This window comes from Bradyrhizobium sp. USDA 4473, assembly GCF_054063335.1.
Map to the genome: position 1 here is coordinate 1126463 of NZ_JBSSGE010000001.1, position 19057 is coordinate 1145519.

Here is a 19057-nt window from a genome sequence, read left to right on the forward strand (position 1 = left end):
TGAGGCACGGCCATCGCTTCATCTGACCAGACCGCCGCGGTGCTTCGCGTCACCGGCCTGACCAAGAGTTACCGCTCTGCCGGTGAAGACGTCGCGGTGCTGCGCGGCGTCGACCTCGCCGTTGCAACCGGCGAGAGCGTGGCGCTGACCGGTGAATCCGGCAGCGGCAAGAGCACGCTGCTGCATCTGATCGCGGGGCTCGATGCCGCCGATAGCGGCGAGATCGCGCTTGCCGATATCATCGTCTCCGGACTCAACGATGCCGGCCGTGCCGAATTGCGTCGTGACCGGCTCGGCCTCGTGTTCCAGCAGTTCAATCTGATTCCGAGTCTCTCGGTCGCGGACAATCTCGTGTTCCAGTCGCGCATCGCCGGCCGGCACGATGCGGCGTGGCACGACGAACTTGTCGAGCGGCTCGGACTGAAAAACCTGCTGAAGCGCTATCCCGAGCAATTGTCCGGCGGCCAGCAACAGCGCGTCGCGATCGGCCGGGCGCTGGCGCCGAAGCCGCTATTGCTGCTCGCCGACGAGCCGACCGGCAATCTCGACGAGGACACCGCCGACGAGGTACTGCGGCTTGCGCGCGATCTCGTGATGCGCACCGGCTGCGGCTTCCTGATGGTCACCCACAGCGTGCGGCTGGCCGCGACGCTCGATCGTCAGGTCACCTTGCATGCCGGAGTGGTGGCGTGAGGCGCCCGTTGTGGATCCTCGCCGTGCTGCTGAGCCACTGGCGGCGGCATCCGATGCAGCTTGCGACACTGCTGATCGGGCTGATCTCGGCGACCGCGCTGTGGAGCGGCGTACAGGCGCTGAATCAGCAGGCCCGCATCGCCTATGACCGCGCCGCCGCGACCTTCGGTGGTTCACGCACCGCAATGCTGGTCGGCAAGGACAGCGCGACCTTCCCGCAACAACTATTCGTCGATCTGCGCCGCGCCGGCTGGCCGGTGTCGCCGATGCTGGAGGGCCGCGTCCAGATCGACGGACGCAGCTTCCGGCTGCTCGGCGTCGAGCCGGTGACGCTGCCGTCCGAGGTCGGCAATGCGCCGGCGGTCGGGCGCGGCAGCCTGCAAGCCTTCGTCACGCCGCCAGGCCAAATGCTGGTGGCGCCTGAGACGCTGCGCGATCTCGGTCTCAAGGACGGCGAGCGGCCGCGGGCCAACGGCATCAACTTGCCCCCGCTGCGCGTGCAGGCGGAGCTCGCGCCGGGCGCGCTGATCGTCGATATCGGCATCGCGCAGGATATCCTGAAAATGCCGGATCAAGTTTCGCGCCTGCTGGTCGGCAGGACTAAGGCACCGCACGCAACGATTGAGAGCGTAACTGGCGACAAGCTCCGACTGGTCGAGCCGAGTGCCGAGAGCGATCTCGAACGCCTGACCGACAGTTTCCATCTCAACCTCACCGCATTCGGCCTGCTGTCGTTCTTCGTCGGCCTGTTCATCGTCAACTCCGCGATCGGGCTCGCCTTCGAGCAGCGGCTGCCGATGCTGCGCACGCTGCGCGCCTGCGGCGTCTCGGCGCGGATGCTCAACACCGTGCTGGTCATCGAATTGGTGTCGCTGGCGCTGGTCGCCGGACTGATCGGCCTGGTCTGCGGCTACTTCATCGCGGCAGCGTTGCTGCCCGACGTCGCGGCCTCGCTGCGCGGGCTTTATGGCGCGCAGATCCCCGGCCAGCTTTCGCTGAAACCGGTCTGGTGGTTCGCCGGCATTGCGATCAGCATCCTGGGCGCGCTCGCCGCAGCCGCCGCAAGTCTTGCCAAGGCAATCCGGATGCCGGTGCTGGCGACGGCGCAGCCGCAGGCCTGGCAGCAGGCACAGCGGCGCTGGCTGATGTTGCAAAGCACGGCGGCGCTGGCGGTGTTCGCGGTCGCAGCAGCGCTGATTAAGTTCGGCAATTCCCTGATCGCGGGCTTTGCCGTGCTGGCCGCGCTGATGCTCGGCGCGGCCTTGATCCTGCCGATGGTGCTGCAGATCGCGCTCGCATTCGGCCAGCGCAGCGCGCGCGCCCCTGTCGGCATCTGGTTCTGGGCCGACAGCCGCCAGCAGCTCTCCGGCCTGTCGCTGGCGCTGATGGCGCTGCTGCTCGCGCTCGCCGTCAATGTCGGCGTCGGCACCATGGTGGAGAGTTTCAGCCGCACTTTCCTGGTCTGGCTCGACGGACGACTCGCCGCCGATGTCTATATCAGCGCCGCGAGCGATGCGCAGGCAAAGGAGATCAAGACCTGGCTGCGCGACCGGCCGGAGGTTCAGGCGATTCTGCCCGGCGGGCGCGCCGACACCCAGCTCGGCGGCGCGCCGATCGAGGTGCTCGGCCTGCCCGACCACGCGACCTATCGCGACAACTGGCCGTTGCTGGAAAGCAGCGCGAATGCGTGGATCAGATTGCGCCCCGGCGACACCTGCCTCGTCAGCGAGCAGCTGTCGCGGCGGATGAATCTCGCGATCGGCGATCATATCGAGGTGCCCGCCCCCGGCGGCAACTGGCCGCTCGAGATCGTCGGCATTTATGCCGATTACGGCAACCCCAAGGGCCAGATCGCGGTCAATTTCGCCGCGCTGACGCGGCGCTTCCCGCAGACGCCGCAGACCCGGCTCGGGCTGCGGGTTGCGCCCGACCAGATCGCGCCGCTGATCGCGGCGTTGCAGGCGAAATTCGGCCTCGACGACCGCAACGTCGCCGACCAGGCGACGATGAAGCGGGAATCGAGGCGGGTGTTCAACCGCACCTTCTCGGTGACGGCAGCGCTCAACGCGTTCACGCTCGGCGTCGCCGGCATCGCGCTGTTGACCAGCCTACTGACGCTCGCCAGTTCGCGGCTGCCGCAGCTTGCGCCGCTGTGGGCGATTGGGCTCACGCGGCGCCGCCTCGCGGCGCTGGAGCTGTTGAAGACCATGGCGGTGGCGCTGATCACCGCGCTGCTCGCGCTGCCGCTCGGCCTGCTGGTGGCGTGGTGCCTGCTCGCAATCGTCAACGTCAAAGCCTTTGGCTGGCGGCTGCCCTTCCATGTCTTCCCGTTGCAGTTGATTGAGCTGCTTGCCGTGGCAATGGCCGCCGCGCTCTGTGCCGCGGCGCTGCCGGTCGCCAGACTGGCACGCATGCAGCCAGCCACCCTGATCCGGACCTTCGTCAATGAGCGCTAGCCGCACCATCACGCGGCGCGTCTTCACTGGCGGCACGCTGGCGCTGGCACTCGGCGGCAAAACGTTTGCGCAGGGCTTCGCAGGGCTCGGCGAGAGCGCCGAAGGCTTTGCCGCCGTCACTCCGGGCAAGCCATTCGTTTTCCCCGCCGATCACGGCCCGCATCCGGAATTCCGGATCGAGTGGTGGTACGTCACCGCGAATCTCGCCGACGCGAATGGTGCCGCCTATGGCGCGCAATGGACGCTGTTCCGCCAGGCGATGACGCCGGGCGGCCCGGTCGAGGGCTGGGCCAACCAGCAGGTCTGGATGGGTCATGCCGCGGTGACCAGCGCCACCACGCATCGCTTCAGCGAGACCTTTGCGCGCGGCGGCGTTGGGCAGGCCGGCGTCGAGGCTACGCCCTTCCATGCCTGGATCGATGCCTGGGAGCTCCGCGGCCTCGATCCGTTCGACGCGCAACGCATCGCGCCGCTCGAGCTGAAGGCCGCCGCGGCCGACTTCAGCACCACGCTGCTTCTCGCTGCCGACCGTCCGTTGGCCCTGCAAGGCGACCGCGGCTACAGCCGCAAGTCGGACCGCGGACAGGCCTCTTATTATTACAGCCAGCCGTTCTATAAGGCATCCGGCCGCATCGTGATCGACGGCAGGCCGGCCGACGTCACCGGCATGGCCTGGATGGACCGCGAATGGAGCAGCCAGCCGTTGGCATCGGACCAGACCGGCTGGGACTGGTTCTCCCTGCATCTGCCCGGCGACGAGAAGCTGATGCTGTACCGGCTGCGCCAGAAGGACGGCCGCGAGAACCTGTTCGGCAACTGGATCACGCCGGACGGCCGCACGACCGAGATCGCAGCCAGCGGCAACAGCATCACGCCGATCGCAACCACCGAAATCGACGGCCGCAAGCTGCCGACATCATGGCGCGTCACCCTGCCCGCGCGCGGGCTCGCCATCGAGACTGCGCCGCTCAATCCGAAGGCCTGGATGGGAACCAGCTTCCCTTATTGGGAAGGCCCGATCCGCTTTGCGGGCAGCCACGCCGGAATCGGATATCTTGAGCTGACCGGGTACTAGCCAGTCTAGAGGTCGGCGGAAGACCGACGCAGAAAAATCAACCGACCAGTCACACCGGTCGTTGTAGCCCCGTCATGCATCGGGACCAACGGAACGAGAGGAAACGTCTGCCATGTACCATGACACGGCCATCGTCACCTGCCTTGCAGTCGCGTTCTACTTCTTCACCTCGACGCAGGTCGCGCGGGCCCGCGTCGCCTATGGCGTCAAGCTGCCGGCGATCTCAGGTCATCCGGATTTCGAGCGCATCTTCCGCATCCAGATGAACACGCTGGAATGGATGCCGATCTTCCTGCCTTCGCTCTGGCTGTTCGCGATTTACATCGGCGATGCCGCGGCCGCCGTGATCGGTGCGATCTGGGTGATCGGCCGCATCGTCTACTTCATCGGCTATCGCGAGGCGGTAGCGAAACGCAGCCCCGGATTTGCCATCCAGGCCATGGCCTCGATCGTCCTGTGGGTCGGCGCGATCGGCGGCGCGGTGTGGCGGCTGGTGCATTGAGAGCGCGATCGCGCCACAGCCACTGCCGTCGTCCTGGCGTCTTGCCAGGACGACGCTACCTTTGATGCCGCGTCACTTCGTCAGCGGGCAGCCGCTTTCCTTGGCGGTGAAGAACGCTTGGTCGCCGGGCACCACGGCGAGCTGCTTGTAATAGTCCCAGGGCTTCTTCGATTCCGATGGCTTCTTGACCTCGAACAGGTACATGTCGTGCACCATGCGGCCGTTCGCCAGCACCTTGCCCTTGGCGAAGGCGTCGTCGACCGGCAGTTCCTTCAGCTTCTTGGCAACCGCGTCCGAGTCCTTGGTGCCGGCGGCCTTCACCGCCTTCAGGTAGCTCAGCGTCGCCGAATAGGTGCCGGCATGGATCATGCTCGGCATCCTCCCGGTGCGCTTGAAGAAGCGCTCGGAGAAGGCGCGGCTCTGGTCATCATGGTCCCAGTAGAAACCTTCGGTCAGCACCAGGCCCTGCGCCGCGTCCAGCCCGAGGCCGTTGACCTCGGCGAGCGTCATCAGCAGGCCGGCGAGCTTCTGCCCGCCCCTGACGATGCCGAATTCGGCTGCCTGCTTGATCGAATTGGTGGTGTCCTGACCGGCATTGGCGAGGCCGATGACTTTCGCCTTCGAGCTCTGCGCCTGCAGCAGGAAGGAGGAGAAGTCCGACGAGTTCAAGGGCACGCGGACCGAGCCGATCACCTTGCCGCCCGCATGGGTGACGATCTCGCTGGTGTCCTTTTCCAGCGCGTAGCCGAACGCGTAGTCGGCGGTGAGGAAGAACCAGCTGTCGCCGCCCGTCTTCACCAGCGCGCCCCCGGTGCCGACCGCGAGCGCGCGGGTGTCGAAGGCCCAGTGGAAGCCGTAGGGCGTACACGCATCGCCCGTGATGCGCGAGGTCGCAGCGCCCACCACGATATCGATCTTCTTCTTTTCGTTGGAGAGTTCCTGCACCGCAAGCGCGACCGACGATGTGGTCAGCTCGGTGATCATGTCGACGCCCTCGGCGTCATACCAGCGCCGCGCGATCGAGGCCGCGAGATCGGGCTTGTTCTGGTGATCGGCGGTGATCATCTCGACCTTCTGGCCGAGCACCTCGCCACCGAAATCCTCGATCGCCATTTTGGCTGCTTCGACCGAATACTTGCCGCCGTAATCCGCGTAGACGCCGGACTGGTCGTTCAGGATGCCGATCTTGACGCCCTGGGCCATCGCCGGCGCCGCAAGCAACAGGCTGCAAGCCGCGACCGCGGCCAAGAATCCCGACTTCATTTTTAAGCTCTCCCAGCAGTTTCTATCAGGAAAAATCGGCGCGACATTATTTTATAACCCCGCCTCTGCCCATCGATTTCCGCTCAGCCAAAAGTATGGGCTTGACCTCGTCATTTCGGGCTCGCCGCTTCGCGACGCCCCCAGGTGCGCAATTGCGCACCGGGGCATGACGACGGAGAGGTCCACGCTCACCCCGCCACGGTCGCCGCAGGCTCCGCCGGCTTGCCCTCGTTCTTTCCTTCCGCGAGGTTGCGCACCACCATGTAGAAGATCGGCGTGAAGACCAGGCCGAACAGCGTGACGCCGAGCATGCCGAAGAACACGGCGACGCCGACCGCCTGCCGCATCTCCGAGCCCGAGCCGGTCGACACCACCAGCGGCAGCACGCCGAGGATGAAGGCGAACGACGTCATCAGGATCGGCCGTAGCCGCAGCCGACACGCCTCGATCACCGCTTCCAGCCGTGGCCGGCCCTCGAGCTCGATGTCGCGGGCGAACTCGACGATCAGGATCGCGTTCTTCGCCGCGAGGCCCACCAGCACCACGAAGCCGATCTGGGTCAGGATGTTGACGTCCTGGCCCATGATGCGCACACCGATGGTGGCCGCGAACAGACACATCGGCACGATCAGGATCACCGCGAACGGCAAGGTCCAGCTGCCATATTGCGCGGCCAGCACCAGATAGACGAACAGCACGCAGATCGGAAACACATAGAGGCCGGCATTGGCACCGTTGACCTGCTGATAGGACAGGTCGGTCCATTCGAACGAGAAGCCGCTCGGCAGGGTGTCGTTGGCGACTTTCTTGATGGTGTTGAGCGCCGTGGTCGAGCTGACGCCCGGTGCCGGCTCACCCTGCAGTTCCGACGCCGAGTAGAGATTGTAGCGCGCGACGCGGTCCGGGCCCGAGATGTCCTTGAAGTCCACGATGCTGCCGAGCATCACCATGTCGCCATTGGCGTTACGGGTCCGCAGCCGCGAAAGGTCGGTGGTCTCCTTGCGGAACGGCAGGTCGGCCTGCGCGGTGACGTGGTAGGTGCGCCCGAACAGGTTGAAGTCGTTGACATAGGTCGAACCGAAATAGGTCTCGATCGTGTCGGTGATGTTGGCTATGGGAACGCCGAGCTTCTGCGCCTTGACGCGATCGATATCGACGAACAGCTGCGGCGTGTTCGCGGAGTACGGCGAGAACACCGATGTGAGGCTCGGCGATTTGCGCGCGGCCTGCACCAGTTCGTCGGTCGCGGCGGCCAACAGTTCGGGTCCACGCCCCTGGCGGTCCTGGACGCGGATGGTGAAGCCGCCACCGGTGCCGATGCCGGGCACGGCCGGCGGCGGAATCACGATGATGAAGGCGCCCTGGATCACCGACAGCCGCTTGCGCAGTTCGGCGGTGATCGCGTTTGCCGTCAGCCCTTTCTTCAGCCGTGCCTCCGGCTCGTCGAACACCGGGAACAGCGCCGCGGCGTTGCCTGCCTGGGTGCGCGTCGCGCCGGAGAAGCCGGCGAAGGCCGCGACGCGAACGATGCCCGGCGTATCCAGCGCGATTCGTTCGATCTCACGCACCACGGCCGTGGTCCGCGCCAGCGACGCGGCGCCCGGCAGCTGCGCCGAGATGATGACGTAGCCGCGGTCCTGCGCCGGAATGAAGCCCTGCGAGGTGGTCGCGAGCAGCCAGCCGGCGCTGCCGATCAGCGCGAGATAGATCACGACCATCACCACGGTGTGCCGGATCACGAAGTCGGCGACACCAGCATAGCCGTGGGCCAGCCGGTCGAACACGCGGTTGAACAACGCGGTAAAGCTGTCCCAGCCGCGGGCGATGATATTCCAGCGCGCCGGCGGCCGCTTGTCCTCATGCGGGACCAGGATCTGCGAGGCCAGCGCCGGCGACAGCGTCAGCGAGCAGAAGCAGGAGATCGCGGTCGCGACCGCAATGGTCACGGCGAATTGCTGGAAGAACTGGCCGGAGATGCCGCCGAGGAAGGCGGTCGGCACGAACACCGCGCACAGCACCAGCGCGATCGAAACCAGCGCGCCGCCGACCTCCTCCATGGTCTTGAGTGCGGCGTCGCGCCTACTCATGCCGTGCTCGAGATGCCGCTCGACATTCTCGACCACCACGATGGCGTCGTCGACCACGATGCCGACCGCGAGCACCAGGCCGAACAGCGTCAGATTGTTGATCGAGAAGCCGAGCGCGGCCATCACCGCGAAGGTGCCGACCAGCGACACCGGGATCGCGATGATCGGGATGATCGCAGGCCGCCAGCCCTGCAAAAACACCAGCACCACGATGACCACGAGCGCCATCGCCTCGTAGATCGTCTTGATCAGCTCATGCACCGATTGGGCGATGAACTCGGTCGGGTTGTAGCCGATGTTGTAGTCGAGCCCCTTCGGGAACGTCGCCTTCATCCGCTCCATGGTGTCGGAGATGCTCTTGGCGGTCGCAAGTGCGTTCGATCCGGGCCGTTGCGTCACCAACAGCGCTACCGCGGATTTGCGCAGCAGGAAGCTGTTGGTGGCATAGGACAGCGCGCCGAGCTCGACGCGGGCGACGTCGCGCAGCCGCACCGTGCGGCCGTCGGAGCCGGCCTTGACCACGATGTCCTCGAACTGCCTGATATCCTTGAGGCGGCCGGTGAACACGAGGTTCGGCTGGAAGGCGCGATCGGCGATCGGCGGCTCCGCGATTTGGCCGCCGGCGATCTGCAAATTCTGCGCCCGGATCGCCGCCAGCACCTCGGTCGAGGTCAGGCCGAGATTGGCGATTCTATCGGGATCGAGCCACAGCCGCATCGAGTAGTCGCGCGCGCCGAACATCTGGATGTCGCCGACGCCGTCGAGCCGCAGCAGCTGGTCGCGGACCTGCAGCAGCGCGTAGTTGGAGATGTAGAGCTGGTCGAAGGTGTCGTCGGGCGACAGCATGAACACGACCATCAGGATGTCGGGCGAGTTCTTGCGGGTGACGACGCCGTTGCGCTGCACCTCCTCGGGCAGCCGCGGCTGCGCGATGGCGACGCGGTTCTGCACCAGCACCTGCGCCTTGTCGAGGTCGGTGCCGAGCTTGAAGGTCGCCGTGATGGTGAGCTGGCCGTTCGAGGTCGCCTGGCTGTAGAGATACAGCATGTCCTCGACGCCGTTGATCTCCTGCTCGATCGGAGCCGCGACGGTGTCGGACACGGTCTGCGCCGAGGCGCCCGGATACTGCGTGGTGACGGTGACGGTCGGCGGCACGACCTGCGGATATTCCGAGACCGGCAGCGTCGGATAGGCGATCGCGCCGACGATCAGCAGCACGATCGACAGCACCATCGCGAGGATGGGCTGGTTGATGGAAAGCCTGCCGAGATTCATGGCTTGGCACCTGCCGCGGGCTTGTCGCCTGCCGCCGGCGTGGCTGCTGCCGGAGCTTTGTCACCCGCCAGGGCTTTGTCGCCCGCCGGAGCCTGCGCCATTTTCGGCGTCACCTTGGCGCCGACGCGGGCGCGCTGCAGCCCGTCGACGATCACATGGTCTTCCGGCTTGAGGCCCTCGCGGATCACGCGCAGGCCTTCATCCAGCGGCCCGAGCGTGACCGCGCGGGCTTCCACCGTGTTGTCGTCCTTGACCACGAACACGATCTTGCGCGACTGGTCGGTGGCGACAGCGGTGTCCGGGATCAGCAGCGCCTCATAGGGCGAGGAGCCGATCAGGCGGACGCGGCCGAACTGGCCGGGCAGAATCGACAGATCCTTGTTCGGAATCACCGCGCGGCTGCGCAGCGTCGCGGTCGAGACATCGAGGCGGTTGTCGAGGAAGTCCATCTTGCCTTCATGCGAGGGCTTGGTCTCGCCGGTCAGCGTCACCTGCACCGGGTTCGCGGTGTCGCGCGAGCTCGGCCGCCTTCCTTCGAACCACAGCTTGCTGTTGCGCTGGTAGGTCGCCTCGTCGACGTCGAAATAGATGTAGATCGGATCGAGCGACACGATCGAGGTCAGCAGCGTCGCGCCGCCCTCGCTGCCCTGCACGAGGTTGCCCGGGGTGACCAGGTGCCGGCTGACGCGGCCGGTGATCGGCGCCAGCACGTGGGTGAATTCGACGTTGAGCTGCGCCGCCTTCAGCGAGCCCTCGGCCTGGGTCTCGGCGGCACGCGCCGCCTGCAACGCCTGACGGCGCTGGTCGACGACTTGCTCCGAGACCGCGCTGGTCTGCACCAGGTTCAGCCCGCGCTCGAGATCGCGCTTGGCAAGCTCGCCCTTGGCGCGCGCGTCGGCGAGCTGACCCTCGGCCTGCAGCACCACCGCCTCGAACGGCCGCGGGTCGATGACGTAGAGCAGATCGCCGGCGTGGACGATCGCACCGTCCTTGAACTCGACGCTGTTGACGAAGCCGCCGACGCGGGCGCGGACTTGCACCTCCTCGATCGCCTCGAAGCGGCCGGTGAACTCGTCCCAGTCGGTGACGGTGCGCTTGACCGGCTGCGCAACGGTCACCGGCGGTGCCGGCGGCGCGGCCTGCGATTGCGTGCTCTTGTCGTCGCAGCCGCCGAGCGTCAGCGCGGCCAACAACCCGATCGGCGCGAGGCCGAGCCGGCAAGCCCTGATGAATCCCTGGCGACGAAACGAATGACGCTCGACGCCGGTCGCCGGAGCCACACGCTCCGCTTTGTCAATCGAACCCAATTCCTTCTCCCCCAGAACAACGAAAGCACGACCAAGCAGGGCTACCAAAGTCGCAATTGAAATTGCCGTGATTTTGCGCGGATGGACCACGGCGATGCCGCGGCAGCGGACGTCACAGATGTAGCCGCCATCCAGTCTGTTCAAGATGGCCGCCGGATCAAGCAAATAGTTGCGTAGTCTGAAAGCCTTACGACGCGATCGCGAAACCGTGACGACGAAAAGGGGCAGTTTGGCTGGCCTATCGAGCTGCGAGGTCGTGGACCGGTTAGCCTCAAATCAATCACAACGCGAGCGCGCTTCACAAATTCGTCACAGCGCCGCCGATTCGACTTTTGGCGCAACAACCACCAGTTCTGCAGACGGCAAGACCGGCCGAGTTCCATCACTCTACCTCCCGCTGCACGGCAGAATCGTAGTTAACGGCGCGGTTGTCATCGGGACACACATTGACACCCGGAAGTATCGCCAATACGGTCATGGTTGCCAAAGCATGAATTTTGTTGGCCGGCCGCGTTTTTCTCGAACATTCATAGGTTTTGTTGCGGCGCGAGTGTGTGAAGGCGACGACGGAAATGGCAAGCGCATTTGATCTTGCTGATGTCACGGCTCCGCGGACATCACGGTTGTGCCGTATTGCAGTCAGCTTGGCGCAAACCCCGATCGCCGATGATCAACCTCAACGTGTGAACGACATCACACGTCCTCGTATCCAACAAATGTAATTATTGACCGGCTTCCATGCCGGTCGCAGGAGTGCTCATGACGACCATACCTGCTTATACAATCGGTGGTTTAACACGTCCGGAACTTCAGCTTGATTCGACCGGTCATATCGTCCTCGATTCGGCCGCGCAGGCGTTCGCCGACACGTATGGTCTGCAATATCTCTACCTCGGCTGCCCTCCCGGCACGCCCTGGCCGCCCGTCACCGACTCGCTGTCGACACCGGTCGATGCCAATTCGGGCAACAACACCGTCGCCGAGGGCGCCCCGGTCAACACGCTCGTCAACATCACCGCGCAGGCCACCAGCAGCAGCGGCCATGCCGTCACCTATTCGCTGACCGCCGACAGCTCGAATGGCGGCTTCAAGATCGATCCGAACACCGGCGTGGTGTCGGTCGCCGATCCCACCAAGGTCAATTACGTGACCAGTCCCGGTCACGCCTACACCATCACCGTTCAGGCCAGTGACGGGATGGCGACGAGCTCGCAGAGCTTCACCATCGGCGTCACCGACGTGGCGCCGTCGACGCCGGTCGACACCAATGCGGCACCCAACAAGGTCGCGGAAGGCTCCGCCGTCGGCACGCTGGTCGGCATCACCGCATCCGCGGCCGACATGAATGCCGTGACCTATACGCTGACCGGCGACAGCTCCGGCGGCGGCTTCAAGATCGATCCCAATACCGGTGTCATCAGCGTCGCCGATCCCAGCAAGATCGACTACACGACCGCACCCGGACACGCCTACACCGTCACCGCAACAGCGAGCGACGGCACCCTGTCCAGCTCGCAGAGCTTCACCATCGCGGTGACGCTGGGGGCCGCCACGCACTTTGCGGTGAGCATCCCGGCCAATGGCGCGGCGGGCACGCCCGGCACGGTCACCGTCACCGCGCTCGATGCGTTGAACCACGTCGTCACCAACTATACGGGCACGGTTCATTTCACGTCGACCGACAGCCACGCCGTGCTGCCGGCCGACGTGACATTGACCAACGGCACCGGCAGCTTCAGCGAGACGCTCGATACCGCCGGCAGCCAGACCATCACCGCCACCGATACGGCCAACAGCGCGGTCAAAGGGACATCGAATGCCGAAATCGTGACGCCGGGCGTCGCCACACATTTTTCCGTCAGCCTTCCCGCCAACGGCACGGCCGGGACGCCGGGTTCGGTGATCGTCACCGCGCTCGATGCCTTCGGCAATGTCGCGACCGGCTATACGGGCACCGTCCACTTCACGTCGACCGACGGCAGCGCCGTGCTGCCCGCCGACATGACGCTGACCCACGGCACCGGCACCTTCAGCGACACCTTCGATACCGCCGGCCACCAGACCATCACCGCGACCGACACGGCCAACGCCGCCATCACCGGCACCTCGAATGCCGAGACCGTGACGGGCGGCGCCGCCACCCATCTCGTGGTGAGCATCGCGGCCAATGGCGCGGCGGGGACGCCGGGCACGGTCACCGTCACCGCGCTCGACGCGTTCGGCAATGTCGCCACCGGCTACACGGGCACCGTGCACTTCACCTCGACCGACGGCCATGCCGTGCTGCCGGCCAACATGACGCTGACCAACGGTGTCGGCAGCTTCAGCGAGACGTTCGAGACCGTCGGCAGCCAGACCATCACCGCGACCGACACGGTCAGCGCCGGCATTACCGGCACCTCGAACGCCGAAACCGTCGCGCCGGGCCCGGCCACGCACTTCGTGGTCACTCTTCCGGCCAGCGAAACGGCGGGTGTCGCTGGCTCGGCCACGATCACCGCGTATGATGCCTTCGGCAACATCGCCACCGGCTACGCAGGCACGGTGCACTTCACGTCAAGCGACGGTCATGCCGTGCTGCCTGCCGACATGACGCTGAGCAACGGCACCGCCACGTTCAGCGAGACCCTCGACACCGCCGGCAGCCAGACCATCACCGCGACCGACACGGTCAGCAGCGCCATCACCGGCACATCGAACCCCGAGACGGTGACGGCCGCCGCCGTCACGCATTTTGCCGTGAGCATCCCGGCCAACGGAACGGCAGGCGCGGCTGGCTCAGGCACGGTGACCGCGCTCGACGCGTTCGGCAATGTCGTCACCGGTTACACGGGAACCGTGCACTTCACGTCGAGCGACGGCGCCGCCGTGCTGCCCGCCGACATGACGTTGACCAACGGGGTCGGCAGCTTCAGCGAAACACTCGACACCGCCGGCAGCCAGACCATCACCGCGAGCGACACGGCCAACGCCGCCATCAGCGGCACCTCGAATGCCGAGACAGTGGCGGGAGCTGCCGCCACGTTTCTTGTGGTCAGCATTCCCGGCAACGGCGCTGCTGGCACGCCGGGTACGATCACCGTCACCGCGCTCGACACCTTCGGCAACGTCGCCACCGGCTACACAGGAACCGTGCACTTCACCTCGACCGACGGCCACGCGGTGCTGCCCGGCGACATGACGCTGACCAACGGCGTCGGCAGCTTCAGCGAAACGTTCGAGACCGTCGGCAGCCAGACCATCACCGCGACCGACACGGTCAGCTCGGCCATCACCGGCACCTCGAACGCCGAAACCGTCGCGCCGGGCCCGGCCACGCACTTCGTGGTCACCCTCCCGGCCGGCGGAACGGCGGGTTCCGCCGATTCGGCCACGATCACCGCGTATGACGCCTTCGGCAACGTCGCCACCGGCTATGCGGGCACGGTCCATTTCACATCGACCGACGGCCACGCCGTGCTGCCGGCCGACATGACGTTGACCAACGGCACCGCGACGTTCAGCGAGACGCTCGAGACCGCCGGCAGCCAGACCATCACCGCGACCGACACGGTCAGCTCGGCCATCACCGGCACCTCGAACGCCGAGACGGTGACCGCCGCCGCCGTCACGCATTTTGCAGTGAGCATCCCGGCAAACGGAACGGCAGGCACGGCCGGTTCGGGCACGGTGACCGCGCTCGATGCCTTCGGCAATGTCGTCACCGGCTATACCGGCACAGTCCACTTCACGTCGAGCGACGGCGCCGCCGTGCTGCCCGCCGACATGACGTTGACCAACGGGGTCGGCAGCTTCAGCGAAACCCTCGATACCGCCGGTAGCCAGACCATCACGGCGACCGACACGATCAGCGCCGCCATCACCGGCACCTCGAACGCCGAGACCGTGGCGCCGGGTGCTGCCACGCACTTCGTGGTCAGCATTCCAGCCAACGGCAGAGCGAACATCCCAGGTTCGGTTACCGTCACCGCGCTAGATGACCACGGCAACGTCGCCACCGGCTACACAGGAACCGTGCACTTCACCTCGAGCGACGGCAGTGCCGTGCTGCCCGGCGACATGACGCTGACCAACGGCGTCGGCACCTTCAGCGAGACCTTCGAGACCGCGGGCAGCCAGACCATCACCGCGACCGACACGGTCAGCGCCGCCATTACCGGCACCTCGAACACCGAAACCGTGGCTCCTCCGGACGCACCGCCCGTCGTGACCGGCGGCCACACCCTGAACTATATCGAAGGGCAGGCCGCCACCGCGTTCGACCCGGCGCTCACGGTCACGGACTCCGACAGCCCGACGCTCGATCACGTGACTGTGCAGATCACCGGCAACTACGTCAGCGGCGAGGATGTCCTGGGCTTCGTCAACACCGCGCACATCACCGGCACATGGGACGCCGTGCACGGTGAAATGACCCTGACCGGCACCGCCGGCTCCACGGTCGCCGACTTCCAGAGCGCGCTGGATTCGATCACTTACTTCAACACCAGCAACAATCCGTCCGCGCTGGCCCGCACGGTGACCATCATCGCCAACGACGGCACGCTGGACGGCACGCCTGCGACCGACACCATCGATGTGACGCCAGTCAACAACCCGCCGGTGGTGACGTTCGGCGCGATCACCGGTTTCAGCGAACCGCCGGTCGGCACGCCTACGACGGATTCGGTCCCGGTCACGATCGCGCCCAATCTCACGATCACCGACGTCGACAGCAGCAATTTGATCAGCGCGACCTTTGTGCTGAACGATCTCAAGCCGTCGGATGCGCTCTCGATCGCAGGCCATGCCGGCACGAGCGGCGACATAGGCAACATCCACTTCGACATCTCCAGCACGGCCACCACCGAGACGGTCACCCTGACCGGTACCGACACGATCGCGCATTACAATGCCGTGCTCGACCTGGTCCAGTTCAACAACACCGGCGAGCCGCCGGACACCACCGCGCGATCCTACACCGTGACCGCAGTCGACGATGGCGGCACCGCCAACGGCGGCAACGACACCGGTTCGGCGAGTGCGAGCCAGACCGTCACCGCGATCGACGATCCGCCCACGGCGACGGTACCATCGGATTCGTCGGTCGGAACGGCATTCTCGCACACCAACCTCGCGATATCGGGGCTTTCGGTCGCCGACATCGATTCCGCGGGCGGCAATGAAACCGCAACAATCAGCTCCGGCCACGGCGCGCTGAACTTCGACACCACGGGCCTCGCGAGCTTCACCAACAACGGCAGCCACACGGTCACGCTCACCGGCACGATCGCACAGATCAATACGGCGCTGGCGACGTTGACCTACAATAGCGACGACGGCTTCACCGGGACGGACACCATCTCGCTGAACATCAACGACAACGGTCACACCGGCACCGGCGGCCCGCTCTCGTCGGGCGCGCAGAGCTTCCATGTCGGCGTCGTGCCCCAGGTGTTCTATATCGACAATTCGGCAACCACGAGCCACAACCTCGGCACCCAGGCCGACCCGTACACCTCGATCGCGGCCTTCAACGCGGCGAATCCGGCTAGCTCCGGCGACTACGTCGTGCTCGAACACGGCACCGGCACCTACAGCGAGGCCAACGGCATCAATCTCGCCAACGGCGTCAACCTGATCGGCGGCAGCCATTCCCTGCAGTTCACCAATCCGGTGACCGGCGCGGTGGTCACCGCCAATGTCGGGTCCGGCGCCGATCCGGTGATCCATGTGACCGGCGCCGACAACGGCATCGACCTGCTCGGCACGACGGGCCACACCATCACCGGCGTCAGCATCGACACCTCGGCCGGCTCCGGCATCGGCATCAGCGACGACGGCAACAATGTCGGCACCGTCACGATGTCCGACATCACGGTGAAGACCGCCAGCGGCGCCGGCCTGAGCTTCACCCATGGCGGCACCATCACCGTCACCGGCAGCAACAACACCATCACGTCCACGACCGGTACCGCGCTCGATGTCGAGCACACCAACATCGGTTCGGGCAACCTGACCTTCAAGAGCATTTCTACGACAGGCTCGTCGGGCAGTGCCGGCATCGTCCTCGATACGACGGGAACGGCCGGCGGGCTCACGATCACGGGCAACGGCACCGCCGGCTCCGGCGGCACGATCGCCAACAAGACCGGTGGCGATATCCTCTCCGGTACCGACGCCGGCGGACAGACGACATCGGGAACGGGCGGCACCGGCATCTACCTGCACAACACGTCGAACGTGTCGCTGACCGACATGTCGTTGCACGATTTCAGCAACTTCGCGATCTACGGCAATAACGTCACCGGGTTCAGCTTCGCCAACGGCACCATCAGCGGCAGCAACGGCACCAACAATGCCGGGAATCAGGAAGAGAGCAGCATCCGGTTCGACAATCTGCTCGGCACCGCCTCGATCACGGGATCCAGCATCTCCGGCGGCTTTGACGAGAACATCGATCTCTACAATACCAGCGGCACGCTGAACCGCCTGACGATGGACAACGATGCGTTCGGCCTGATCGGCTCGAGCGGCAATGATAACGTCCGCGGACAGGTCTACAACTCGGCGACCGCCAACTACACGCTGACCAACAGCACGTTCGCCGGCACGCGGGCCGACTTCATCGCATTCGTGGCGAACAACAATTCGTCGATGGACGCGGTGGTCCGCAGCAACACCTTCCACAACGGCGAGACGATCATCCCGGGCGGCGGAACTGCAGTCGATATCCGCAGCGGCTCCGGCGGCTTCGCCTCCGCCGCGACCACCACGTTCGACATCTCGCACAACATCCTGACCGACGGCGGCGCCAACGCGTTCGACACCGTTGGTATCTTCGTTGCCAAGGGCCAGGACAACGGCACCATGTCCGGCACCATCGCCAGCAATCAGATCGGGCCGGCGAAGGTGGGCTCGAATTCCGACGGCATCTTCGTCCGCGACGCCGGCGCCGGCAGCCTGACCACCCTGATCCAGAACAACACCATCACCGGCGTCGGCGATGCCGGTATCGCGCTGCAAAACAACGATGGCAGCTCGACCCTGAACGCCACACTGTACGGCAACTCGGTGTCGTCTCCGACCTCCGCCAGCCCGTTTGCCGCGCTCGACGTCGAGAACGGCGCAACGGGCAGCGACACCAGCACGACCAATGTCCTCATCGGTATGGGCGCCGGCGGCACCGGCAGCAAGAACACGCTCAACCACAGTTCCAGCTACGCCACCGATGTCGAGCTGAGCAACTTCAGCAGCAGCACCCATCTGAACCTTTCGAAGAACGGTTCGCCGTCGGGCACGCCTGCGGGCGTGATCACCGACGACAACAGCAGCACCACCGGCGGCATCACCGTCGACACCACCGGCGGTAATGGCACGACGACGTTGGTCTCCACGGTGCCGGCGCTTCCCGCGGTGGTCGCGCCACTGCTCGCCGAAGCGGGTGGCGTGCAGGCGTCGACGCCGACCACGGGCGAGATGCACCTGACGCAGGCCGAGCTCAACTCGGTGGTGTCGGCGGCGATCACCGAATGGGCCAATGCGGGCGCCAGTTCGGCACAGCTCGCCCTCCTGCATGCCGCGACCTTCAGCGTCGCCGACCTCTCCGGCCAGATTGTCGGTCAGGAAGGCGGCGGGCATATCACGATCGATACCAATGCGGCCGGCCATGGCTGGTTCATCGATCCGACCCCGGCGGACAATTTCGAGTTCACGCACGCCGTCAACGCCGCCGGCACCGATCTCCTTACCGACCCGTCGACGGCCGCGGCCGGTCATCTCGATCTCTTGACCACCGTGGTGCATGAACTCGGGCACGTGCTCGGCCTTCCCGATACCATTTCATCGTCCGACGCCAGCGATCTGATGTATATCGGCCTTGCCGACGGCGAGCGCCGGCTGCCAACGGCGACCGATGTCGCTCAGTCCAACCTGGCATTGCAGAAGGTGATGCCGACGCAGGGCACCACGACCTCGACTGTCAACCTGACCAACCACGACAGCTTCGATTTCTCGTCATTGACCCAGACATCGTCGCAGACCAACACGAGCCATCCGGACCTGACCGCGAACACTCAGACCTTGTCCGATCTGTTCAGCGGGCAGTCGAATGCCGCGACCCCGTGGTGGGTCGGCCACGAGGCGGTGTACGCCGCGATGGGAGGCACGCCGACCGATCATCTCCAGACCCACCACGATCTGGTGATTTGATCGAACGTTGCGACGGAGCGAACGGCGCCTGCCCGAACGATCCGGCAGGCGCTACAATCGGATCGTGTCCGCACCGATCCTGTTGGCCAAGCGCCAGGTCAGCGCGACGACATTTCCGCGTCGGCCGCTCGAAAAATTGCGAAGGCAAAACAATCGTTGAGGTTGCACTTGGCGTAAAACACGCTATCGTGCACCCGGTTATTGCGTGA

At 65.6% G+C, this 19057-nt stretch carries 8 protein-coding genes; 5 read left to right on the top strand and 3 right to left on the bottom strand.

Features of this window, described 5'->3' with window-relative positions; genetic code table 11:
* Window positions 1-39: 39 nt before the first annotated feature.
* The 4 genes from ACVW17_RS05270 (at window position 40) to ACVW17_RS05285 (ending at window position 4726) form a co-directional block, all read left to right on the top strand.
* A complete protein-coding gene (locus tag ACVW17_RS05270) occupies window positions 40-693 on the top strand; it encodes an ABC transporter ATP-binding protein (protein WP_456796822.1) in 654 nt (217 codons plus the stop codon).
* Window positions 690-3149 (top strand): FtsX-like permease family protein, encoded by a 2460-nt coding sequence (locus tag ACVW17_RS05275; RefSeq protein WP_456750957.1) that lies wholly within the window; start codon window positions 690-692, stop codon window positions 3147-3149. Before ACVW17_RS05270 ends, ACVW17_RS05275 begins: the two co-directional genes overlap by 4 nt.
* Window positions 3139-4224, top strand: a complete 1086-nt coding sequence (locus ACVW17_RS05280) for a lipocalin-like domain-containing protein (RefSeq protein WP_456750958.1) — start codon at window positions 3139-3141, stop codon at window positions 4222-4224. Before ACVW17_RS05275 ends, ACVW17_RS05280 begins: the two co-directional genes overlap by 11 nt.
* Window positions 4225-4336: 112 nt before the next feature.
* Window positions 4337-4726, top strand: coding sequence for an MAPEG family protein (locus ACVW17_RS05285; RefSeq protein WP_456750959.1), 390 nt, complete (start codon window positions 4337-4339; stop codon window positions 4724-4726).
* A gap of 72 nt (window positions 4727-4798) precedes the next feature.
* Here ACVW17_RS05285 and ACVW17_RS05290 read toward each other — a convergent pair whose 3' ends face one another.
* The 3 genes from ACVW17_RS05290 to ACVW17_RS05300 all read right to left on the bottom strand — a co-directional run bounded on the left by ACVW17_RS05290 (window position 4799) and on the right by ACVW17_RS05300 (window position 10580).
* Window positions 4799-5989: an ABC transporter substrate-binding protein gene (locus ACVW17_RS05290; protein WP_456750960.1), complete on the bottom strand. Its 1191-nt coding sequence runs from the start codon at window positions 5987-5989 to the stop codon at window positions 4799-4801.
* 188 nt (window positions 5990-6177) lie between these two features.
* Complete coding sequence (locus tag ACVW17_RS05295; protein ID WP_456750961.1) at window positions 6178-9351, bottom strand: efflux RND transporter permease subunit; 3174 nt, start codon at window positions 9349-9351, stop codon at window positions 6178-6180.
* On the bottom strand, window positions 9348-10580 hold the full coding sequence (locus tag ACVW17_RS05300) for an efflux RND transporter periplasmic adaptor subunit (RefSeq protein WP_456756349.1): 1233 nt from the start codon (window positions 10578-10580) through the stop codon (window positions 9348-9350). The genes ACVW17_RS05295 and ACVW17_RS05300 overlap by 4 nt, the downstream gene beginning before the upstream one ends.
* An 837-nt stretch (window positions 10581-11417) precedes the next feature.
* Here ACVW17_RS05300 and ACVW17_RS05305 point away from each other — a divergent pair.
* Entirely contained in the window at window positions 11418-18848 is a 7431-nt protein-coding gene (locus ACVW17_RS05305; protein ID WP_456796823.1) for a hypothetical protein, read from the top strand.
* Window positions 18849-19057 lie beyond the last annotated feature (209 nt).